This window comes from Streptomyces sp. NBC_01707, from assembly GCF_041438805.1.
GTDB lineage: Bacteria > Actinomycetota > Actinomycetes > Streptomycetales > Streptomycetaceae > Streptomyces.
This window is the reverse complement of record NZ_CP109190.1, coordinates 961,657-981,352: the sequence shown is the minus strand read 5'-3', so window position 1 is coordinate 981,352 and position 19,696 is coordinate 961,657. Positions and strand designations below refer to the sequence as shown.

General features: G+C 67.8%; 21 protein-coding genes and 1 pseudogene. 15 read left to right on the top strand and 7 right to left on the bottom strand.

The features are described from left to right. Nucleotides 1-51 precede the first annotated feature (51 nt). Genes OG963_RS04525 through OG963_RS04515 form a run of 3 tightly spaced genes read left to right on the top strand, consistent with a single transcriptional unit; the run spans nt 52 to nt 3,867 of the window. On the top strand, nt 52-1,137 hold the full coding sequence (locus tag OG963_RS04525; RefSeq protein WP_371798489.1) for a tyrosine-type recombinase/integrase: 1,086 nt from the start codon (nt 52-54) through the stop codon (nt 1,135-1,137). Continuing rightward, entirely contained in the window at nt 1,134-3,467 is a 2,334-nt protein-coding gene (locus OG963_RS04520) for a tyrosine-type recombinase/integrase (RefSeq protein ID WP_371798488.1), read from the top strand. Before OG963_RS04525 ends, OG963_RS04520 begins: the two co-directional genes overlap by 4 nt. Continuing rightward, a complete protein-coding gene (locus tag OG963_RS04515) occupies nt 3,457-3,867 on the top strand; it encodes a DUF6262 family protein (protein ID WP_371798487.1) in 411 nt (136 codons plus the stop codon). Before OG963_RS04520 ends, OG963_RS04515 begins: the two co-directional genes overlap by 11 nt. On the opposite strand, the gene OG963_RS04510 is transcribed toward OG963_RS04515, so the two are convergent. Together OG963_RS04510 and OG963_RS04505 are read right to left on the bottom strand one after the other, a co-directional pair. Next, nucleotides 3,848-4,279 carry a hypothetical protein gene (locus OG963_RS04510; RefSeq protein ID WP_371798486.1) on the bottom strand — a complete coding sequence of 144 codons (432 nt, stop codon included), beginning with the start codon at nt 4,277-4,279 and terminating at the stop codon, nt 3,848-3,850. The genes OG963_RS04515 and OG963_RS04510 overlap by 20 nt on opposite strands. Before the next feature lie 369 nt (nt 4,280-4,648). Then, on the bottom strand, nt 4,649-5,308 hold the full coding sequence (locus OG963_RS04505; protein ID WP_371798485.1) for a hypothetical protein: 660 nt from the start codon (nt 5,306-5,308) through the stop codon (nt 4,649-4,651). Between OG963_RS04505 and OG963_RS04500 the strand changes: the two genes are divergently transcribed. The 4 genes and pseudogenes from OG963_RS04500 (at nt 5,307) to OG963_RS04485 (ending at nt 8,056) form a co-directional block, all read left to right on the top strand. Then, entirely contained in the window at nt 5,307-5,624 is a 318-nt protein-coding gene (locus tag OG963_RS04500; protein WP_371798484.1) for a hypothetical protein, read from the top strand. The two genes, OG963_RS04505 and OG963_RS04500, sit on opposite strands and share 2 nt — an antisense overlap. 187 nt (nt 5,625-5,811) lie before the next feature. Next, on the top strand, nt 5,812-7,050 hold the full coding sequence (locus tag OG963_RS04495) for an IS256 family transposase (RefSeq protein WP_371798231.1): 1,239 nt from the start codon (nt 5,812-5,814) through the stop codon (nt 7,048-7,050). Between the two features lie 57 nt (nt 7,051-7,107). Beyond that, a pseudogene (locus tag OG963_RS04490) lies at nt 7,108-7,445 on the top strand (response regulator transcription factor); the annotation flags it as partial. A gap of 161 nt (nt 7,446-7,606) precedes the next feature. Beyond that, nucleotides 7,607-8,056: a hypothetical protein gene (locus tag OG963_RS04485; protein WP_371798483.1), complete on the top strand. Its 450-nt coding sequence runs from the start codon at nt 7,607-7,609 to the stop codon at nt 8,054-8,056. On the opposite strand, the gene OG963_RS04480 is transcribed toward OG963_RS04485, so the two are convergent. From OG963_RS04480 to OG963_RS04470, 3 genes are all read right to left on the bottom strand, one after another. Then, complete coding sequence (locus OG963_RS04480) at nt 8,047-8,466, bottom strand: NucA/NucB deoxyribonuclease domain-containing protein (RefSeq protein ID WP_371798482.1); 420 nt, start codon at nt 8,464-8,466, stop codon at nt 8,047-8,049. The genes OG963_RS04485 and OG963_RS04480 overlap by 10 nt on opposite strands. Then, nucleotides 8,417-8,776, bottom strand: a complete 360-nt coding sequence (locus tag OG963_RS04475) for a plasmid stabilization protein (RefSeq protein ID WP_371798481.1) — start codon at nt 8,774-8,776, stop codon at nt 8,417-8,419. The genes OG963_RS04480 and OG963_RS04475 overlap by 50 nt, the downstream gene beginning before the upstream one ends. A 291-nt stretch (nt 8,777-9,067) precedes the next feature. Continuing rightward, on the bottom strand, nt 9,068-9,781 hold the full coding sequence (locus OG963_RS04470) for a TetR/AcrR family transcriptional regulator (protein WP_371798480.1): 714 nt from the start codon (nt 9,779-9,781) through the stop codon (nt 9,068-9,070). 129 nt (nt 9,782-9,910) lie between these two features. On the opposite strand from OG963_RS04470, the gene OG963_RS04465 reads away from it, so the two are divergent. From OG963_RS04465 to OG963_RS04455, 3 genes are all read left to right on the top strand, one after another. Further along, nucleotides 9,911-10,585 (top strand): SDR family NAD(P)-dependent oxidoreductase, encoded by a 675-nt coding sequence (locus OG963_RS04465; RefSeq protein ID WP_371798479.1) that lies wholly within the window; start codon nt 9,911-9,913, stop codon nt 10,583-10,585. Between the two features lie 66 nt (nt 10,586-10,651). Continuing rightward, entirely contained in the window at nt 10,652-11,560 is a 909-nt protein-coding gene (locus tag OG963_RS04460; protein ID WP_371798478.1) for an NADP-dependent oxidoreductase, read from the top strand. Between the two features lie 340 nt (nt 11,561-11,900). Further along, complete coding sequence (locus tag OG963_RS04455) at nt 11,901-13,064, top strand: IS110 family transposase (RefSeq protein WP_371798477.1); 1,164 nt, start codon at nt 11,901-11,903, stop codon at nt 13,062-13,064. Nucleotides 13,065-13,292: 228 nt separating this feature from the next. On the opposite strand, the gene OG963_RS04450 is transcribed toward OG963_RS04455, so the two are convergent. Next, nucleotides 13,293-13,850, bottom strand: a complete 558-nt coding sequence (locus tag OG963_RS04450) for a DinB family protein (RefSeq protein ID WP_371798476.1) — start codon at nt 13,848-13,850, stop codon at nt 13,293-13,295. 448 nt (nt 13,851-14,298) lie between these two features. On the opposite strand from OG963_RS04450, the gene OG963_RS04445 reads away from it, so the two are divergent. From OG963_RS04445 to OG963_RS04430, 4 genes are all read left to right on the top strand, one after another. Continuing rightward, the gene (locus OG963_RS04445; protein ID WP_371798475.1) at nt 14,299-14,739 is read left to right on the top strand and encodes a hypothetical protein; all 441 of its coding nucleotides are present in this window, start codon (nt 14,299-14,301) and stop codon (nt 14,737-14,739) included. 315 nt (nt 14,740-15,054) lie between these two features. After that, nucleotides 15,055-15,942, top strand: coding sequence for a hypothetical protein (locus OG963_RS04440; protein ID WP_371798474.1), 888 nt, complete (start codon nt 15,055-15,057; stop codon nt 15,940-15,942). Nucleotides 15,943-16,119: 177 nt separating this feature from the next. Next, on the top strand, nt 16,120-17,193 hold the full coding sequence (locus OG963_RS04435; protein WP_371798473.1) for a Ku protein: 1,074 nt from the start codon (nt 16,120-16,122) through the stop codon (nt 17,191-17,193). A 70-nt stretch (nt 17,194-17,263) separates the two neighbouring features. Further along, nucleotides 17,264-17,518: a hypothetical protein gene (locus tag OG963_RS04430; protein ID WP_319741045.1), complete on the top strand. Its 255-nt coding sequence runs from the start codon at nt 17,264-17,266 to the stop codon at nt 17,516-17,518. A gap of 111 nt (nt 17,519-17,629) precedes the next feature. Here OG963_RS04430 and OG963_RS04425 read toward each other — a convergent pair whose 3' ends face one another. Further along, nucleotides 17,630-18,565: a Rieske 2Fe-2S domain-containing protein gene (locus OG963_RS04425; protein WP_371800262.1), complete on the bottom strand. Its 936-nt coding sequence runs from the start codon at nt 18,563-18,565 to the stop codon at nt 17,630-17,632. A 751-nt stretch (nt 18,566-19,316) separates the two neighbouring features. On the opposite strand from OG963_RS04425, the gene OG963_RS04420 reads away from it, so the two are divergent. Beyond that, nucleotides 19,317-19,679 carry a hypothetical protein gene (locus OG963_RS04420; protein ID WP_319741492.1) on the top strand — a complete coding sequence of 121 codons (363 nt, stop codon included), beginning with the start codon at nt 19,317-19,319 and terminating at the stop codon, nt 19,677-19,679. The last annotated feature ends 17 nt before the right edge of the window (nt 19,680-19,696 follow it).

The following is a 19,696-nucleotide window of genomic DNA, read 5'->3' as shown; positions in this document are numbered from 1 at the left end:
CGTGACGCTCGTTGCTCCATTCGTGGTGCCCGTGGATGGGGAGGGGCCGGGATGTACGTGCGACGGGTCGTGGGGTCCGGGATGCGCCGCGAGACGTACACCGTCGTGGACGGCGAGGGACGGGTGGTCGAGACGGTGGACGACTACCTCGCACTGTGCACCGACCGGGAGCACTCGCCGAACACGCTCCGGGCCCGTGCCTTCGACCTGAAGGCGTGGCTGGTCTTCCTCCGGCTTCTGGACATCGATCCGCTGGCCGCGACCTCGGAGCACGTGGACCAGTTCGCCGGGTGGCTGCGGCGCCCGGTCCAGCCGGGACGGCTGCGACCGGCGGACGCCGACAGCCCGGCCCGGGAGCCGTCAACGGTCAATCGCGCGCTGAACAGTGTCTATATGTTCTACGAGTTCCTCGCGCGCCGTGGCATCGGCATGGGAGCGCAGCTAACGCATCGTCGGGCGACGTCGATCGGCGACCACGGTGGGTTCCTCGCCGGTATTGCGGAGCGGCAGGTCACCGGTCGGCCGACACGGCTGAAGCAGGTCAAGCGGCGGCCGGCCACGCTGACGGACACCGACGTCCAGAGCATCCTCGACGCGTGCGAGCGGCTGAGGGACCGGCTGCTGATGGCGTTGATGTTCGAAACGGGCTGCCGGATCGGGCAGGCGCTGGGCCTGCGGCACGAGGACATCAACACGGACCGGCGGACGCTGACGCTGCGGCCTCGGGAGGACAACGCCAACCGGGCCCGCGGCAAGAGCCACGACCCGAAGGAGATCCCCATCCGGCAGACGCTGCTCGACCTCTACACGGACTACCTGTTCGCCGAGTACGGCGAGCTGGACTGCGACTACGTGTTCGTGAACCTATGGAACGGCGCCGTGGGAACGCCGATGGGGTACTGGGCGGCGATGAGCCTGGTCAAGCGGCTGCGGCGGCGCACCGGTGTCGACTTTCACCCCCATCTGTTCCGGCATACTCACGCGACCGCGCTTCTGCGGGCGGGCGTGCGGCTGGAGGTGACCAGTGAGTTGCTCACGCACCGCTCGGTCCACACCACGGCGGACACCTACGGGCACCTGGACGCGGATGACCTGGCCGACGAGCTGGACCGGGTGGGCTTCAGGGGCGCGTGGTGAGCGCCGACGGCCGCCTGGCCGCCGTCGTCCCGTTCCCCGGGGATCCTCGGGTCACGGCCCTGCTTTGCGTGGTGCGGCCGGAGTTCCGGGTCGAGCGCTTCATGCCGCCCGCCGGGCACTTCCTGGCCCCGACCCCGTGCGTGATCACCACCTGCTTGCGGAAGAACGCCTCGCGCGGGTTGTGCGCCGCGCACGACTCGACCTGGCGGAAGGCCGGGCGTCCCGAGCGGAAGGCGTGGATCGCGGAGCCGGCGAACTGGCCAGCCGGGCTGAGCCTGGACGTGGCCTCGTGCCAGGTCAGCGGATGCCGGTACTCCGGCGGCCTGTCGGGCCTGTGTGACCTGCACCTGGCCGACTTGAACGGCCTGCATTCGCGGGGCCGGCGGATCAGCGTCCGCGAGTACGCCGCCGCGGCGCTGGTGCTCTCTCGTCCAGCGGCTGGCAGGTGCGGCTTCCCGGACTGCGGTTACGAGATCAGCCGCAACGGCTTGTGCGACGGGCACCACTACCGCTGGACGAAGGTCGGGCGGCCTCCGCTGGCCGCGCTGCCCGCCGAGCTGATGCTCCGCAACACCCCCAACTTCTCCGTCGCGGGCCTGCCGCCGTTAGCGGCGCTGGAGTTCCAGTACCTGCTCCAGCTCCGCACCGACCAGCGACGCTCCAAGGTGGTCCCCAGCTCCTGGGTCCGCGCGGTCAACACCGTCATCGCCGAGGGCGTCTCCTCGGTGCGGGACCGTCCGGCCCACCACTGGCGTTGCCTGTCGCTGAACCACACCACCGTCCCGCAGCTCTTCACCGACCTGCTGGAGGCCCTCGGCGACCTCGATGGACCCGCCGAAGAGTGGGACAGGGACGTGTGGCGCCCGGACCGGCTCGGCTACAGCATCGAGGAGCGGCAGCGCGTCGCCCCGCTGGACTTCACCGGCATCACGCAGCCTTGGCTGAGGCCGACGGTCAAGCGTTACTTGCGGCTGCGGCTCGCGCGCACGGAACTGCGGTCGGCCGCGCGCAACCTCCACGACTTCGTCCTCTTCTCCCGGTTCATCGCGGAGACCCGCCCCGACCGGCAGAACGACCCTGCGGTGCTGGACCGGCCGCTGCTGGAGTCCTATATCGGCTGGGTTGGCCGCAGGACGGTGGAACAGAAGGGGCCGTACTTCGGCCAGCCCGTGTCCCCGGGCAGCCGCAGCCGCCTGCTGTCGGCGGTCTCCACGATGCTGGAAACGTGGCGCCGCTACGACTGGCAGCCCGCACTGCCAGCCGACGCCCGGATCCACCGGGACGAATACCCGCGGCCGCGCGGGCTGAAGGCCAACTTCATCGACGAGCACCTGATGGAGCAGATCGAGTCCGAGGAGAATCTGGCCCTGCTCGACCCCGAGACACGCGCGCTGGTGATGATCTGCCGTGACGAGGGTCTGCGCATCAGCGAAGCACTCACGTTGAAGACCGACTGTCTGAAGAAGACCCCGTCCGGCCGCTGGGCCCTGGTCCACTACAAGAGCAAGGACAAGAGCTTCCGGGCCATCCCCGCCTCCCGCGTGGTGGTGGATGCCATCCGGGAACAGCACGGCCGGGTCCGGGAACGGTTCGGGGGTGCCTGCCAGTGGCTGTTCCCCAAGGTCAGCGGGAACCCGGACGGAAAGTACCCGATGCCCTACGGCACCGTCGATACCCGCTTCGACGCCTGGCTGCAACGGATTCGCCTCATCGACTCCAACGGCGACGCCGCCGCCGTCAGCTGGCATCAGTTCCGGCACACGCTGGGCACCAGAATGGCGAACGCGGGGGTGTCCGGACGCACCATCCGCGAGGTCCTGGGCCACACCTCCTGGCAGATGCAGGAGCACTACTCGCGCATCGCGGACGACACGCTTCGCCGCGAGTACGAGGAGAAGTACGAGGTCCGTTTCAACCTCAAGGGCGAGGCCGTCAAGATCCGCCGCGACAGCGACCTGTCCGGCGTCGAGTGGCTGGCAGAGAAGATCGGCCGCCGTCTCCACGCGGTCGCCGGCGGCTGGTGTGGACGGCACATCTCGCGTCCCTGCCCCAAGACCGCCGCCGACGGCTGCTACTTCTGTGACGACTTCCAAAGCGACCGGCAGTTCCTGCCCATCCACCGCGACACCCTCGCCCGCACCCACGAGCTGCAAGCCGACGCCGCAGCCGCTGGCCGTTCCCGCGCGGCCTGCGTCAACGCACGGCTGGCCACCGCAGTCGAGCATCTCATCACGCGCATTGCCCACCAGGAGAACGACGGAGTAGCCCCGGCGCCAGACGACCTTCCTGGCAGCCCAGTCGAGACGAAGGGGGAAGCAGATGCGGGCTGACAACTCGTCCCACCTGGCCGAGGCCGCACAGCAGCGCCGCCTGGACTGCATCGAGCGCGTCCAAGCCGTCCTGGGGGCCCTGGAACGCGACGGCGGAGCGGTGACTGTCGCCAGCGTCGCCGCACGGGCCGGGGTCTCCCGAACCTTTCTCTATGACGACGCCCAGGCCCCGCTCCTGGCCAAGCTACGGGAACTCGCGGACAAGCAGCCCGCCACGGGACGACCGGCCCTGCCCGACCACCAGCGCATCACCACCAAGTCACACGAGACGGTGGTGCGAGCACTGCGGGAGGCCAACCGGAAACTGAACGAGGAGAACGAGCGGCTCCGCAACGAACTCGCCGTGGCCCTCGGACAGCTCCGCGACCTTCGCCGAGGCATCACCGTTCCACGCGGTTAATGTCCGGTCTCGGGGTACACCCGACATCGGCGAACCGGCGGATCCGGTCCTGTTCGGCGGTCTCGTCGGAGGCGTCGAAGTGCCGTACCTGGTTAAACCAGCGGTCATGGTCGTAGCCCTCGCAGTGGTTGAAATCATGGGCCGTACTGCGTAGCCGCTGCCACTCCCGCACGATCTCGGCCCGCTGCCACGTCTCTGGCCGCTCCACCGCGAGGAGCGTGTACAGGAGCCCGGCCGAGTCGCAGACCAGGATGAGCAGAGACCGCATCGCGAAGGACGTCTCACCGGTCTGCCCGACCTTGTCGTACACCCGCCCCAACTGGACGTTGAGGAACGCCTCCAAAGCGCGGACATCCTCGGGCCTGAGGTCTTCGGCGTAGGTGAGGGTGCGCTCGGACGGCGGGGTGGTCATGTAGGTGGGTCCTCACTTTCCTGCGGTGCCAGCTGGATCAGCTCCGGTGGCGCTGAGCAACTCTACGGAGAGGGGACTGACACTGTCAGCCACATAAAAGACCAGCTCATACCGCCTACCGAGCGCAAGACATCCAGATAACAGCCTGCTCATCCGTCAGGAACTCGACCGCCACAACAGCTCTCCGAAGATCGACAACAACGACCCACGAAGGCTCCGACGCTCAATCACCCCAGGTCAAAGTACCAACCAGCCCTGAGAACGCTCAGCGCACGATCTGACACGGATGTTCCTCAGGCCCCAGGAGCCCCGTGAGTTCAGGGAAACTGAAGCCTGTTCAGCAGGAGCTCGCGGGTCGGTCCGTGTGCATCAGCTGGGTGTGTCCGTGGGTTCGGCGGGAACGTGAGGGTGGGCTGCGAGACGGCGGGCTTCGGCCGTGACCTCAGCGTCGACCTGCGTCGCTGTTGTGTCGCCGTATTCGAGGGTGTCGTACTCGTCGTCGAGTTCGGCAATTCGTTCAGCCAAGGGCAGCTCGTGTCCATAGCGCTGGTGAATCCGGAAGGTGAACTCCCGAGGTGTCAGCTCGCCAGCGAGCATGCGGCGTGCGAGCGCTCGGGCGGCGGCTTCTTGGCCGGCATCGCTGGCGACCGGATAGAAGGTGAGGCCGAGTTCGTTGAGTGCCTCGGGGAGCAACTCGTGCACGTCGTAGTCCGCCTCGGCGCGTGTGCAGGCGGCCAGCGTCCGGAGCCCAGGGCTGTCGAGTCCAGCGACGAGCGCATCACAGGCGGCACTGACGACATCCCTGGCACGGATTTCTCCCATGCTCCAGAGGGCGGCATGGTCCTGTAGCGCGCTTGCCGCTGCTTCGGTTGACGTCACCCGCCCATGATTCCCTTCACGGTGCGTCCCGGTCGAGCAGGTTTTGTCGAAGTTGCTGTTCAGGGGCCTGTTCCAGTAGTGCTCGTGCGGCTCATCCCAGACCGTGATCAGCTTCCGATTGGGGTGCTGATCGAGAAAGACTGGGGCCATGACCCACCACTGCTGCGAAGAGATGACGCGCCAGGCGAGCTGGCGCTGTGACCAGCACGATGACCCCTCCAGCTGCCCGGACGCCCTGGTTGGGTTCACCACCAAGTTCCAGGAGTACGGGCTGTTCATCCACGACGGGGGCACTTCAAGGATCAGGATCGTCTTTTGCCCGTGGTGCGGGCAGCGTCTCCCCGAGTCGCAACGGGACCGGTGGTTCGAAGAACTGGAAAGTCGCGGGATCGATCCATGGGAAGACGAGATTCCGGCCGAGTTTCAGGACGATCGCTGGCTCACCTCACCACATGAGAAGCGATGAGCCAGACAGCACCTTGATCGACTTTCGATACACGGCCTAGCCGGGATCGGTTGCGTCCAGGGAAGTGGTGTACGGGTTTCCACCTAAATCGGGGGTTTGATCCCGTAGTTGGGTGAGAAGCCTGAACGTAAGACGGCCACCGGCTGATCCTTCGAGAACGACCAAGCTCTTGAAGGAGAACAGCACGATGACCGCACCGGACAGTGTGCCGTTTGCCGCCCTGTTGGAGGAGAACCTCGCCTCGGCGAGTCCCGATCTGCTGCGGCAGATGGTGAAGACCTTCGCCGACGCCATGATGTCCGCCGACGTCGACGCCGCTTGCGGCGCGTCCTACGGCATGCCGAGTGAGGAACGGGTGAACTCCCGCAACGGTTACCGGCACCGCCAGTGGGACACCCGGGCCGGCAGCATCGACCTGGCCATCCCCAAGATCCGCTCCGGTTCCTACTTCCCCGACTGGCTGCTCGAGCGCCGCCGCCGCTCCGAACAAGCCCTGATCTCCGTGGTCGCCACCTGCTACCTGCTCGGCGTCAGCACCCGCCGAGTCGAGAAACTCGCCGCCACCCTCGGCGTCACCCAACTGTCCAAGTCCCAGGTCAGCGAGATGGCCAAGGTCCTCGACGCCCGGGTCGCCGAGTTCCGCAACCGGACACTGGACGCCGGCCCCTACACCTTCGTATGGGTCGACGCCCTGACCCAAAAAGTCCGCGAAGGAGGCCGCGTCGTCAACGTCCACTGCCTGGTCGCCGTCGGCGTCAACAACGAGGGCAAACGCGAGGTCCTCGGCATCGACGTCGCCTCCAGCGAGGACGGCGCCGGCTGGCTGGCGTTCCTGCGCTCCCTGACCACCCGCGGCCTGACCGGCGCGGAGCTGGTCGTCTCCGACGCCCATGTCGGCCTGGTGGGCGCGATCGGAGCCGCCCTGCCCGGCGCCGCCTGGCAGCGCTGCCGCACTCACTACGCCCGCAACCTGCTCTCGCAGGTCCCCAAATCCGCTCAACCATGGGTGGCGACCCTGCTGCGGACCGTCTTCGAACAGCCCGACGCAGCCGCCGTCCGCAAACAGATGGCCGCCGCCATCGCCGGCCTGGACGAGAAGTACCCCAAGGCCGCCGAGCATCTCGAAACCGCCCGCGAAGACCTCCTGGCCTTCGCCGCTTTCCCCCGCGACGTGTGGAAACAGATCTGGTCCAACAACCCCCAGGAACGCTTGAACAAGGAGATCAGGCGCCGGACCGACGTCGTCGGCATCTTCCCCGACCGAGGCGCCATCATCCGCCTGATCGGCGCCGTCCTGGCCGAGCAGAGCGACGAATGGGCCGAACAACGCCGCTACATGGGACCCGAAATCCTCGGCCGCTGCCGCCTTCACCTGATCGAAGGAAACACCGCCGAGACAACCGACCCAGCAGCCCTTACCGCCTAGCTTTCACAAAGGATCACCGAGTGGCCGTCGATACACCACGCCACCGGACGTGACCCCGGGATCCGCGCAGTCGCCGTCGGCCCGCCGTCATCGCCCCCAGCCTCACCCGCCGCCTACTGGCCCCCTACGCCCACCAACTGGCCGGGCGCCCGGACGACTGGACAGCCGACGGGGATTCCCGGCTGGGCTCCGTCACCGACCGCGAACGAGAAACCCTGGTCGCCATCGGCAAAGGCCCTACCAAAAGCGAGATCGCCGAACGCCTCGTGTTGTCCGAGTCCACGGTGAAGAAACACGTCCGACCAGTCCTGGCAAAAGTCGGCGCCAGGGACCGGAGCCAGGCCGTGATCCTCGCCTACGACCTCGGACTGGCCCGCCCCCACAGCCTGAGCTGATAACCCGCCAGCCCCGTCGGTCCAGGCCCAGCCCGGCAGATCCGCCTCCAGACTGATGGTGACGCGTCGTCACCGGGGTCCACTCGGGGGGCACGGTGACATCGAGGCCGAAGGCAGCGAGTTGGGCGATCAGGCGCCGGGAAAAACTCTAGGCTGGCTCGATGGCGAAGCTGATTCTCACAACTCTGCGGTACGTCACTGTCGATCACAGCCAGTTCGTGCTGTCTGACTTCGACTGGGACGACCGGGAACAGCCTCCGATGGGCGACGACGACGCCCCCGGCGTGGGCGAGCACAGCGTGCGCATTATGAGCCTGATCCACGACCACGACGTAGATGTGAAAGTCGAGGTCTGGGACGCGGAACCGCCAGCGTCGAAAATCCCGCTCCTCGCGGACACTGTCTTTACCTCCCGTTCCGGGATCGTCGTCCTCGATCAGCTCATGGGCGGTCCGGCCGGGCTGCCGATCCCTCTGGGGGCACCCGGGCGGTACAGCTTGCGTATCTGCCGCTTACTCGGCTTCCCCTTGGAAGACCGGGGACAGGTCGAGCTGAGCGGCAGACACGATGAATTGGAGACCTACCTACTCCAGCTCTGGCCTCAGCTGTAGATCTGGACGAAGAACGCTTCTCGACCCAGAATTCGCTGGTTCTGATACCACGCGCCCAGTTCGTTACCGGCGTTGTTGTTCTGAGCGCTGTCGACGTAGCGCACGGAGAAATTATTGTCTCCTACGCCCGCGCCTTCCCAGACCGAGGCGAAGGGGTACTCATCACACTGCTTTCCGGCTGGCGTACCGCTGGGGGAAAGGGCTGCGCAGGCGGCGGTGCGGTTGGTGCGGTTGTCCGGCACGCGCTGAGATGATTCGAGATCCCAGACGACGTCGACCGCCGGGTGGAGGGGCTTTCGAGAGCTGATCGCACGGCCTCGTGCCGGAACCGCTTCGATCCGGTCGAAGAGTCCGTTCACTTCACGGTGGTCGGCCGTCAGCTCCTCTGTGACATCGCCGCCATGTCCCATGATGCATACCGCCTTCCGGTCCAGATGCGCGTCCGGATCCGGACGCGCGGGGAAATGCAGTCCCCAGCTGGTCCTTCGTGGGTCCCTGCGCTCCACGATGGGACCGTTCACCCCCACGCTGCGAGGCAGACTTCGGATCACCTGTGGACGTTTTGCTCGCCGACTTCGCCTCGCCTGAGCGCGCCCGCTCCTTGTTCACCGTGCGTGCTGCGATCTCCTTCGCACGCCCCTCGGAAGCACCACGCTTTTCTGTGCTCTCCTTGATGTGTTCGTACTGCCGTTCCCGCTTACGACTCGATCCCGCTGGCATCACACACTCCATTCCAAGCGAGCGGCCCCCAGTCCAGCCGTGATCTCAGTCGGTGTCGACGTGTTCCCGCAGGACCCGGCGCAGGCTGCCCAGAGCCCCGCCGTGAACGATTCCTCAGCGTCCCGCGTCTTCATTCGATCGTTTGCTGGGGAGGCAGAAGCTGCGTCATCAGGCCCGGTCGTCCGGCGCCGGTGCCATGGGGGGAGGCCGACGGGTTTGCGAGCAATCGATCTCGGAGCCCGCATCCAACGGCAGCCTCACCGCGGTGGCCCTTTCCCACCGGTCGCTGGTTCAGCCTCGCTTTCCGGTCTCCGGGGTGGTGATGTCCTGGCTGGCGCGGCGCATGGCCTCGTACAGCGCGGTGTCCTCGGGCGGGTCCGGCAGCGGGCCACGGGCCGGTGCCTGGAAGGACTGGATCATCCATGCCACCAGGCGGCGCCAGGCGTCCGGGGCGGCGTCGCCGGTGGCGCTGAGGACTCCGGCGTTGGCCATCAGCAGCAGTACGAGATCGCGGCTGGTGAAGTCCTCGCGCAGGTGCCCGCTGTTCTTGGCGCGGCCGATGAGTTCGAGGAAGCCCTCGTACGCCCGGGTGTGGTGCTGTTCCAGTTCCGGGACACCGGGGAAGCTCATGGTCAGGACGTCGGCGAAGCCGCGGTCGTCTGCCTGCATCGCGCAGACGTCCTGGATGTACCCGGTGAAGCCGTGCCACGGGTCCGGGTCGGCCAGGGCCTCGGTGGTGGCCTGTGCGTACGCCTTCATACGGTCGGTGAAGACCGCGGCGACGAGATCTTCCTTGCGGGGGAAGTGACGGAAGAGGGTGGCGATCCCCACCCCGGCCTCCCGCGCGACCGAGGCCATCGACGCGTTGAGCCCGTCGCGCCCGAAGACCGTGCGCGCGGCGGCGATGATCCGCCCCCGGTTGCGCTCTGCGTCGCTGCGCTTGGACTGGCCTGCGGAATCGGCCGTGCCGACGTCGGCGTCGGTGTGGGGATCTCGGGGGCTCATACCGATCAGACTAGCAAACCGGAATGCCTTATCCGTTTACCGTGTTACGGTGAACAGCGAAACGGATAGGGCTATCCGGAAGGGAAACGGATAGCCCTATCCGGCTCTACTTCCGTGAAAGGCTCTCTCATGCCCACCATCGCCATCGTCGGCGCCGGCCCCCAGCTCGGCCTCGCCATTGCCCGCACCTACGGCACTCACGGCTACGACGTCGCACTGGTCGCCCGCACCCAGGCCACGCTCGAAGATCTGGCCGGTGAGCTGGCCGCCGAGGGCATCAGCGCCGCCGCGTTCCCCGCGGACGTCCTCGACCGCGCCGCGCTCGCCCAGGCACTCAAGGACGCGGCCGCACACTTCGGCGGCATCGACGTCCTGGAGTACTCCCCGGTCGGCGGCTTTAAGACCGTCATGACCACCCCGGCCGCGACCGAACCGGCCGACGTGCAGCACGAGATGGACTTCCAGCTCTATGGAGCCATCGCCGCCACCCGCGCGGTGCTGCCCGCCATGCGGGAGGCCGGTGCGGGGTCCCTGCTGTTCACCACCGGTGCCGGCTCCGTGGACCCCGTGCCGCAGATCGCCAACGTCAACGCAGCCGCCGCGGCGCTGCGCAACTGGGTGATCAACCTGCACAAGGAGCTGGACGGCACCGGCGTCCAGGCCGCGCACGTCGCCATCAACGTGTCGATCGGCACGCCGGCGGTCCCCGGATTCCCGACCGCTCAGCCCGGGGAGATCTCCCCCGTCTACTGGGACCTGCACACCACGAAGCGCGACCAGGCCGAACTTGTCTTCAGTCTCTGACGCCCATAAAGCGCCCCGTACTCCGCGTCCACAGCGGCGTACCCGTACGACAGGAAAGTATTCGAGATGTCTCTTGCAGTGCAGTTTTCCGAGTACGGCACCAGCGACGTGCTGAACCTCGTGGATGTCGAGGTTCCGGCGCCGGGGCCGGGGCAGGTGCGCCTGGCCGTCCGCGCGGCCGGGGTCAACCCCTTCGACTGGAAGGTCCTCCAGGGCTGGGTGCAGGAGATGTACCCGCTCGAACTTCCCGCCGGTCTCGGCTCCGACGTGGCCGGTGTGGTGGACGCCGTCGGTGCGGGGGTGACCGGCTTCGCCGTCGGCGACAAGGTGCTCGGCGCCTCGCTCACCCCGTCCTACGCCCAGTTCGCACTGGCCGACCCCGCGGCGCTGGTCGCCAAGCCCGCCTCGGTCTCCTGGGAGGCGGCAGGCAGTCTTGCCGGGGCGGGCGGCACTGCTCTGACCGCCCTCGATCGGCTCAAGGTCACCGAAGGCGAGACGATACTGATCCACGCGGCCTCCGGTGGCGTGGGTACCTTCGCCGTGCAGCTGGCCGTGGCCCGGGGCGCTAGGGTGATCGGCACCGCGAGCGAGCGCAACCACGACCTGCTGCGCCAGCTCGGCGCCGTCCCGGTCACCTACGGCGAGGGGCTCCTTGGCCGCGTGTGGGCCGTCGCCCCGGACGGTGTCGACGCGGTCTTCGACGCCTCCGGCCACGGGGAGATCCCGGACTCGATCGAACTCGCGGGCGGCCCTGACCGCGTCCTGACCATCGTCGCGTTCGACGCCGCCGACACCGGAATCCAGCTCCACGAGGGCCGGGCGGGAGCCGAGGTCTACCGCGAGGTCGTCCGCCACATCGAGGAGGGTCACGTGCGCGTTCCGATCGCCCGCACCTACCCCCTCACCCAGGCCGCCGCCGCCCTCGACGAGAGCCGCACTGGCCATGTGCACGGCAAGCTCGTCATTTTGCCGTAGTAAGCAGCGTGCCCGGCCCGCGTATGTGCGGGCCGGGCGGCCTGAGCGGGCAGGACGGTCGATGACAGGCGACCCTATGCATCTCCTCTCGCGAACGGTCCTTTGCCCGAGCAAGATCAAAGACGGCGCCTTGTTGATCGCGAACCGGCGGTTCGGTTCGCAGAACTCGTTCTCACCCAAAGGTGGGTTCGGGGCACTTACTGTCTGTGACAGCATCCGGTGCCATGGCGGTCGCTCCAGAAGCTTCCCCGAGCGACGCGGATGACGTCGAGCGCCACCTCTGCCCGCGCTGCCGGGCCGAGCCCGGCTCGCCGTGCCGCTCGGTCCGCTCGGGAGAGACATGACAGCTACGAGCACCTTTCGGACACGAAGCACCCAAGAGACCCCCACGGAGCGCTATGAGATCGTCCTGGGTGTCGACACTCACAAGGACGTGCGCGTTGCTGCGGTCGTGACCAAGCTGGGCGCCCGGTTGGGGGCATGCCCGTTCCAGGCCACCGCAGCAGGCTATCGGGAGATGCTGGAGTGGGCCCGCTCCTTCGGCGATCTACGTCACGCGGGCGTGGAAGGCACGGGCTCCTACGGTGCGGCCCTGTGTCGGTACCTGCTCGCCCAGAACGTTCAAGTGATCGAGGTGAACCGGCCGGACCGTGCCGCCCGCCGCCGGTCGGGCAAGAGCGACGAGGTTGACGCAAAGGCCGCTGCCCGTGCTGTGCTTGGAGGGCGAGCCACCGCCAGGCCGAAGCACACCGGCGGGACGGTGGAGGACCTTCGGGTGTCCAAGACCGTCAAGGACTCCGCTGTCAGGGCCCGCACCCAGGCGATCAACCAGCTCAAGGCGATCCTGGTGAGCGCCGACCCGGAACTGCGTGAATCCCTGGCGCGGTTAGGCAACGTCGCGTTCTTCAGCGCGTGTGCTCGACTCGATCCGGAGACCAGTGCCGTCCACCAGGCACTCCACCTACTTGCGGTCCGCATCAAGCAGCTGTCTGACGAAGTCGGTGTCCTCACCAAGCGCATCACCACCGCGGTCAAGGACCACAACCCCGCGCTCCTAGACATCCAGGGCGTGGGACCCGACAGCGCCGCGGCCCTCCTGGTCGCCGCCGGCGAGAACCACGATCGCCTCGACAGCGACGCCTCCTTCGCCGCTCTGTGCGGCGTCAGTCCCGTCGAGCACTCTTCCGGGAAGAGCAAGCACCGGCGTCTGAACCGTGGCGGCAACCGGCAGGCCAACGCTGCCCTTTACCGCATCGTGCTCACACGCCTGCGCTGGGACGAACGCACGCAGGCCTACCTGGAGCGGCGCACAGCCGAAGGCAAAACCAAACGCGAAGTCATCCGTTGCCTCAAACGCTACGTGGCCCGTGAACTCTTCCGATGCATCAGCGCCTCACCACTGCCCGGAACAGCGACGCACCGAGGTTGGCAGACCACAGGGGCATCAATCTGGACACGCACGTCAGCCGCACGATGCCGCAGATCGACACCCGCTTTTGGCTGACCGCCTACCAGCTGCCGCCGCACGCACGGGAGTTCGACCCGGTCGAGGGCGTCTGGTCGCGCCTGAAACGGTCCCTGGCCAACCTCACCAAGCACGGCCTCGACCAGCTCACGGCGCTGGTGAAGAGACCGGCTCAAACGCATGCAGTATCGACCCGGCGTCATCGACGGTCTCCTCGCCAAGACCGGCCTCGACTTCCAACCGCCGTAACCTCAGCCAGTGGATCTCCTAGAAGGTGAAGTCCTCGGGCGCACCTTCGCCAACGCGGCCATCCACTGTCTCGCGAAGGAGGTCCGCGTGGCCCGTGTGCCGCGCGTACTCCTCAATCATGTCCAAGAGCATGTCCCGGACGCTGGGCGTGCGACCGTCCGGCCAGGTGAAGGACGCCGGTCCGTCGAGCCCGCGCTCTTTGATGATGTCAGCGACGAGCTGGCGCGATCGCTCGACAGCATCTCGCCACACTGTGTAGACATCATCCGGGGAGTCCAGGGCCCCGGTGCGCCATTCCCAGTCGGGGTCGGCGTCGAAGTCCACGGCGTCCCAAGGGGCGCCGTACTCGTGACCGGCCAGCTTCACGGCCAGCCAGTCCGCCTCGACCAGGGCCACATGTTTGACGAGGCCACCGAGCGTCATCGAACTGGCGGCCGTGGTCGCGCGCAAAGCCTCCTCATCGAGCCCTGACGTTTTCCAGGCGAAGGTCCGCCGGTTGCGCTCGAGAACTGAGCGCAGGGACTCCGCCTCAGCGAGGGCCGCAGACGGGTCAGGAAGGGGAGTTGACTCGCTCATGACCAGGAGCATAGTCGGACACGGCCCGCGGCTACCGCTCCATCCAGCGACGATACGCAAGTGACATCGCGGACTTCATCGAGCGTCCGGTATGTCCACTCGGAGCTGGATCTCAAATCTCAGTAACGCCCACGATTAAAGATCTCTAGCGGTCAACCCCCGGAAGTTGGCGGCTGGCACCACACCGGACATGTGTGGTGCAACGACGTCTGGGGCCGAATTCCTCTACTGGGAGGAGTGGGGCCTCCGGCAGGACTTGTTGGATAGGACGGGGACGGGCGAGTCTGCCCGCGCGGGCATCTTCGCGGTGGGCGGCGACGCAGGTCTCCACGGCCGGCCGAGGCCCTGCCACAGGTGGAACCGATCGGCGACCTGCAGAGCGTCGGGGGCGCCCGCGCGTGCCGGGCGTGGACGACTTCGCGAACGCGGCCAGACCTACTCCACCGTCTTGACCAGCATCGAAGACCATAGGCCTACGTCGCCGGCCCGAGCCGCGCTACTCGTTGCCAAGGCAAACAAGCTGAACGAACGGATCATCGACGCCAAAAACGGGAAACCCCACCGGCTGTCCGCCAAAGACGCCGGAGACGTCTACCGGATCATGGCCACGGTCCGGGCCAGCCAGGTAGCAGCATCCTTCGACACTCTCTGCAAGGACTCGCGGGTAGGCGCCGTCGCTGCCGAAGGACTGCATCTACTCCGTCAACTCTTCGGCGCAGCTGCCACACCCGGCACCGAACTCGCTGTCCAGGCCCTGGCAGGCGACATCCCCGAAGCCCGTATCCGCGCGCTGGTTCCGAGCTTCGTTTCCAGCTTGGCGAAGATCGACGCCGGTCCACCAGCGGAAGCTGACTCCCCTCGCATCGGCCGCCAGCACTCGCCCGGGTAACAGCAACCGCACCGTCACACTTGCTCCCCTCCCGCCCAACGCATCACCAGCGCCAGGAATCAGTGCGCAGGTTGGGACGGGTCACCGCATCCGCACCACCGTGAGCGTTCCGTGCCGGGCCCGATCCCGGCTGGAAGGGGCCCACCGCTGGCACCCGCGTCGGAGCAGTCTGAAGCCCATGTTGGAATTTCCCGGTAGCGGCATGGCCAGGACACTTCCGGGCCAGCGGTTCTGGGTGCCGCGGATGAAGCGACGGCCCGGCACGGGGTGAGCCCTTCCCTTGGGCGTGGCCCGGCTCGATGGAGTCTGAAGATCATGCAGCGTAAGAACGCGCGGGGAAGCGGAGAGCACGACGTAGAGGGACTTCTGGACAAGGTCTACGCCACGGCGCCGTCCGATTTCGTCTCCCGTCGTGAGGAGCTTGCCGCCGAGGCCAAGGCGAACGGGCTCGTGGAGGATGCCCGTCTGATCCATGCCGCCCGCCGCCCCGCGCTCGCGGCATGGGCAGCGAACTTGCTGCTGCGCTCGCAACCGGCAGAGAGCCGACGGTTCCTGGAACTCGGGCGGGCGCTGCGCGAGGCATACCGAATCCTGGATGCCGACGGGATCAAAGAGCTGTCCGAGCAGCGCAGCAGTATCGTCTCGGCCCTGTCCCGGCAGGCTGCCGCACCTGCTCGTGAAGCCGGGCACCGGCTGTCGGATGCAGCGCAGCAGGACGTCGCATCCACCCTGCGCGCCGTGCTCGCCGATCAGGACGCGGCGGACCGGTGGGCCGCCGGCCGACTGGAGCGCGCCCTCACTCCGCCGGCAGACTTTGCGGCCGGCACCGCCGCGCCAGCCGACGCACCGCAGAAGCCGGCACGAGCGCCGACTGCGCAGCGGCTTTCGCGGACGCCAGCGAAGGACGAACTCGCCGAGCGGCGCCGCCAGAGGCAAAAACAGCTCGCCCAGGCCCGCAAAGGTGCCACGACGGCCGATCAGCAGCTTCGCAGGCAGCGCGCCGAACAGGCAGACGCTGACGCATCGCTGCAACAGGCACGCGACCTGCGCGACCAGGCCCGCGAGGAGTACCAGCGGGCCGAGCACGATCAGCAGGAAGCCGAAGAACGGTGCCAGGCAGCTGCTGACTTTGTGACCCGGGCTGAACGAGCGGCGCAGGAGGCTCGGCAGGAGGTGCAATGTCTGACAAACCCTGCCAGATAGGTGTCGGCACCCGGATCCGTAACTCCACTGCTAGCCCCCTACCCGGCTAATGCTCCTACTTCGCCCGCATGTCCCCAGCGCGCGCTGTTCATGCAGGAGTGCCAGCGTGTTCAGAGGAGCATCTACGCCCTGCGCCTGGTGCGGCGACGGTGACGGGAAGGATGGGAGTGGGCGGTCATGGCTCGTGCGATCTGGACGGGTGTCATCACCTTCGGGCTGGTCAGCGTGCCGGTCGGCCTGTACACCGCGGTCGGGGACCACACGGTCCACTTCCACCAGCTTCAGCGCGGAAGTGCCGACCGAGTCCGCAACCGGCGGGTCAACGAACGCACCGGCAAGGAAGTACCCGCCGAAGATATCGTCAAGGGCTTCGAGGTGACCGAAGGCGAGTACGTCGTCGTCGAGCCCGACGAACTGGACGAGATCGCGCCTGGGCGCTCCCAGACCATCGACATCAGCGACTTCGTCGACCTGGGCGACGTCGAGCCGGTCTACTTCGACCGCACGTACTACATCGCCCCCCGCGGCAAGGAGTACACCAAGGTCTATGAGCTGCTGCGGGCGGCACTGGCCGAGTCGGACAAGGCCGGCATCGCCACGTTCGTGATGCGCGGCAAGCAGTACCTGACCGCGCTACGTGCGGAGGACAAGCTCCTGGTGCTGCAGACGCTGCACTGGGCGGACGAGGTGCGAGACCCCGGCCAGGAGCTGCCCGACCTGCCCTCCGGCAGCGCCGGCAAAGGCAAGGAGCGGGACATGGCGATCCAGCTGATCGACGCCCTGGACGCGCCGTGGGATCCGGCCCGGTATCGCGACACCTACCAGGAGAAGGTGCGGGAGCTGGTGCGGGCGAAAGCCGAGGGCCAGGAGATCGCGGCAGCGGAGGAGGCGCCACAGGCCACCAACGTCGTCGACCTGATGGAGCTCCTGCAAGGCAGCCTTGACCAGGCCCGGGGCTCCAGGGAGAAGGATTCGGCCGAGCCGCGGAAGAAGGCCGCTGCCCGCACGGTGCGCAAGCCCGAGGCGAAGAGGAAGACCACAGACAAGAAGGCTCCGCCGAAGGCAGCCCGCGCGTCGGCGACAACCCGCGACCAGGGCCGAGGCAGGGGCGAGCTTCGACAGTTGAGCAAGACGGAGCTGTACCAACGGGCCACCGAGCAGGCCATCGCCGGCCGCTCCAAGATGAACCGGGAAGAGCTCATCGACGCACTCGCCCCGGCTGGACACCGCCGCAAAAAGAGCGCCGCTTGACCACCGCCACCACCTCCGCACATCCAGGCCCGCGCAGGCGCGCCCGGTTGTGGCGTTCTAGGGTTCGGGCGTGGCAGACACCCTGGAAGAGCTGGTCGGCATGCGACGCGCGACGGACGAGGCGCACGCCCGCGTCATGGAACTGCGCGAGCGCTTTGGGCCGCCGGCAACTGAGCCGTGGAGCGAGGCGCAAACGGCGACCTACGAGACGGCATGGCGCGCTTGGCGTGACCTCGAGCGCGACCTGCAGGAAGCGATCACGCAGTACGCGAAAAGTGAGGGCCTCGACCGCAACGACATTGAGCACAAACTCCGTGAGTCCTGAGCACACTTGGTTCTGTGGCATCCGGGGTCCCCTTACGCACGCCGTGATCCACGGACAGCTGCCTCCGCGGAAAAGCATTGATGGTCTCGCACAGCTTTGCCTTCCAGCACGCTAAGCCGGATCGTGCGATGGGTCGGCTGTGCCTGCCGCTTCCGTGCCGAGCAGCCGAGCCTCGACATGGCCATCGGTGATCCGGGTGTCGAAGGCGGGCTGAGGGGCGGTCGCGGGTCCGCGTACATTCCAGCCGTCCTGGAGGCGGAAGACGCTGCCGTGCCAGGGGCAGCGGACGCAGCCGTCGTCGATCGCGCCCTGGGACAGGGGGCCACCCATGTGACTGCACGAGTCGGCCAAAATGCGGACACGGTTGCCGCTCTCGCGCACGACTAGGACGGCCACATCGTCGACGTGCCGCCGGACCGCTCTGCCGACGGGGAAGTCGGCGACGTCCCCGATGTCGTGCCACCCCGGCGTCACCAACTCCGGCACCACTTCGGCGTGATTGGCGCCAGAAGCCTGCCGGTAGGCCAGGTGACCGCCGATCGCCCCGCCGAGACCGACAACCGCCAAGCCGGCGAACCCGAGCGCCTTGCCCAGCGCGGTGCGCCCCCGTACTCGAGCAGTGATAGATCCCGCGTAGAGCCCCACTCCCGTGGCGTTCGCGGCCGCGTGCACCAGCCCTACCCGCATCTGCCGGTGCTGCAGCTCCGCCCAGTCGGCCCAGCCCGCCGCGGCCGCCGGAACGGCAGCAGCAAGCCCGACGCCGATCAAAGTGCTCGCTGCCCTGCGCTGTCCCGGGAGCAGGTCGAGCACGGCCGCCGAGAACCAGGTGCCGATCGGCACCTGCACCATCAGCGGGTGAACGGGATGGCCCAGCCAGCGGCCGTGCAGCACGTCCCTCGCACGGCCGAGGGGAACCGCTCGAACCGTATTGCGGACGTGCTCGACGATGCCGTCCAAGGCGGCAGCGTGCTCCAGCCGGTCCATACCCTGGATGATCCTGCCCGGGCCCGAAGCGGACGGCAGTACGCGCTTCAACGCCTGCCGCATAGCTCCAGCAGCAGGGACACGGTCGTCGAGCTCCGGCGATTCAGTCATGGACAACAGATAACCGTGCGGCGCACCAAGAAACGACCTGACAGCCGCCATCTGCTCGAAAGGTGGTCCGGGCGCGGCAGGCCCAGCCCGGCCGCCAGTACTCGGCTCACCGCCGTGGAGGCGTGCGCCACAGGGCGACCCCGGCAAGCTGCAGTTCCTGCCCGTCTCCGAGCGGGCCCGCACCAAGCTGAACCGGATCGCCGCCCGCAAGACCCCGCCTGGCACATTCCCACGAGCTGCCCGCGCCCTCCACCAGTCTCCCCGCTGGGGGCCGACTCACGTCCCGGCCCAGGATGCTGCCGGAGCCTCAACCGCCGCCTGGCCTTCGACTCCGTCTGCCCTGACGTCAGTGCGGTATGCGCGGCGGCCGCAGTGCTCACCCAGGGGCGAGGCTGGGCCGGCCAGCCCATAGCCGGGCTGCCGCGTCCGTCGGGGCTGCGGGAGGCGGTCGCCGTCCTGGCGGGGGTCGTTGCGAGTGATGAACGTCCGCCACGCGGGCGGAATCGGTGGCGGTTATGTCCCATTCGGCGCGGCGTCGTCGGACTAGGGAGTCAGCGGGGGAGGTCCGGCCGCCGCACGGGTGACCCTCCCGTTCACATCGCAGCCCGGTGCGGCGCGCCGCTGTACGGGTACCGGCCTGCGGGGAGAATGCCGAAGAGTAGACGATCCGGTGCACTCAGTGACGAGACGAAATAAGAGGAGCATGACAGTCTGTCATCCCCAAGTACCGGCAACTCTGCGGCCTGCGGCCCGGCTCAAACGACGCGGCGACCGCCCGACCTCTGCGGCGCTGGACGATGCGGAACTGACGGACGAGGTGGCCGGCCGCGTCCTGCGACCCTTCCTGTCCGGGGTCTTCCTGGACGATCGGTCGGAGACCTCCGCCCGCCTCTTCCACCTCGTGTGGCGCAGCATGATCCAAGGGACTATCTGCTCGCCGACCGAAGATATCGGCGCCGCGCCTGCCCACCTGGCCGCAGCACTGCCTGAAGGGCTGGAGTCGGACACCGAGCTGCTGCGCACCGCCCCCGACGCGGCTCCCCGCGTCGAACGGCGCGCCCGGTGACCCCGCACTGCTACCCG

What these genes read in the sequence shown, in the direction of transcription:
- OG963_RS04480 (WP_371798482.1), bottom strand. Translation starts at nt 8,466, where the DNA reads ATGGGACATGGCGGCGATGTCACAGAGGAGCTGACGGCCGACCACCGT.
- OG963_RS04525 (WP_371798489.1), top strand. Translation starts at nt 52, where the DNA reads ATGTACGTGCGACGGGTCGTGGGGTCCGGGATGCGCCGCGAGACGTAC.
- OG963_RS04440 (WP_371798474.1), top strand. Translation starts at nt 15,055, where the DNA reads ATGCAGCGTAAGAACGCGCGGGGAAGCGGAGAGCACGACGTAGAGGGA.
- OG963_RS04485 (WP_371798483.1), top strand. Translation starts at nt 7,607, where the DNA reads ATGGCGAAGCTGATTCTCACAACTCTGCGGTACGTCACTGTCGATCAC.
- OG963_RS04465 (WP_371798479.1), top strand. Translation starts at nt 9,911, where the DNA reads ATGCCCACCATCGCCATCGTCGGCGCCGGCCCCCAGCTCGGCCTCGCC.
- OG963_RS04505 (WP_371798485.1), bottom strand. Translation starts at nt 5,308, where the DNA reads ATGGCCCCAGTCTTTCTCGATCAGCACCCCAATCGGAAGCTGATCACG.
- OG963_RS04475 (WP_371798481.1), bottom strand. Translation starts at nt 8,776, where the DNA reads ATGCCAGCGGGATCGAGTCGTAAGCGGGAACGGCAGTACGAACACATC.
- OG963_RS04420 (WP_319741492.1), top strand. Translation starts at nt 19,317, where the DNA reads ATGACAGTCTGTCATCCCCAAGTACCGGCAACTCTGCGGCCTGCGGCC.
- OG963_RS04495 (WP_371798231.1), top strand. Translation starts at nt 5,812, where the DNA reads ATGACCGCACCGGACAGTGTGCCGTTTGCCGCCCTGTTGGAGGAGAAC.
- OG963_RS04425 (WP_371800262.1), bottom strand. Translation starts at nt 18,565, where the DNA reads ATGCGGCAGGCGTTGAAGCGCGTACTGCCGTCCGCTTCGGGCCCGGGC.
- OG963_RS04510 (WP_371798486.1), bottom strand. Translation starts at nt 4,279, where the DNA reads ATGACCACCCCGCCGTCCGAGCGCACCCTCACCTACGCCGAAGACCTC.
- OG963_RS04500 (WP_371798484.1), top strand. Translation starts at nt 5,307, where the DNA reads ATGACCCACCACTGCTGCGAAGAGATGACGCGCCAGGCGAGCTGGCGC.
- OG963_RS04435 (WP_371798473.1), top strand. Translation starts at nt 16,120, where the DNA reads ATGGCTCGTGCGATCTGGACGGGTGTCATCACCTTCGGGCTGGTCAGC.
- OG963_RS04515 (WP_371798487.1), top strand. Translation starts at nt 3,457, where the DNA reads ATGCGGGCTGACAACTCGTCCCACCTGGCCGAGGCCGCACAGCAGCGC.
- OG963_RS04470 (WP_371798480.1), bottom strand. Translation starts at nt 9,781, where the DNA reads ATGAGCCCCCGAGATCCCCACACCGACGCCGACGTCGGCACGGCCGAT.
- OG963_RS04460 (WP_371798478.1), top strand. Translation starts at nt 10,652, where the DNA reads ATGTCTCTTGCAGTGCAGTTTTCCGAGTACGGCACCAGCGACGTGCTG.
- OG963_RS04450 (WP_371798476.1), bottom strand. Translation starts at nt 13,850, where the DNA reads ATGAGCGAGTCAACTCCCCTTCCTGACCCGTCTGCGGCCCTCGCTGAG.
- OG963_RS04455 (WP_371798477.1), top strand. Translation starts at nt 11,901, where the DNA reads ATGACAGCTACGAGCACCTTTCGGACACGAAGCACCCAAGAGACCCCC.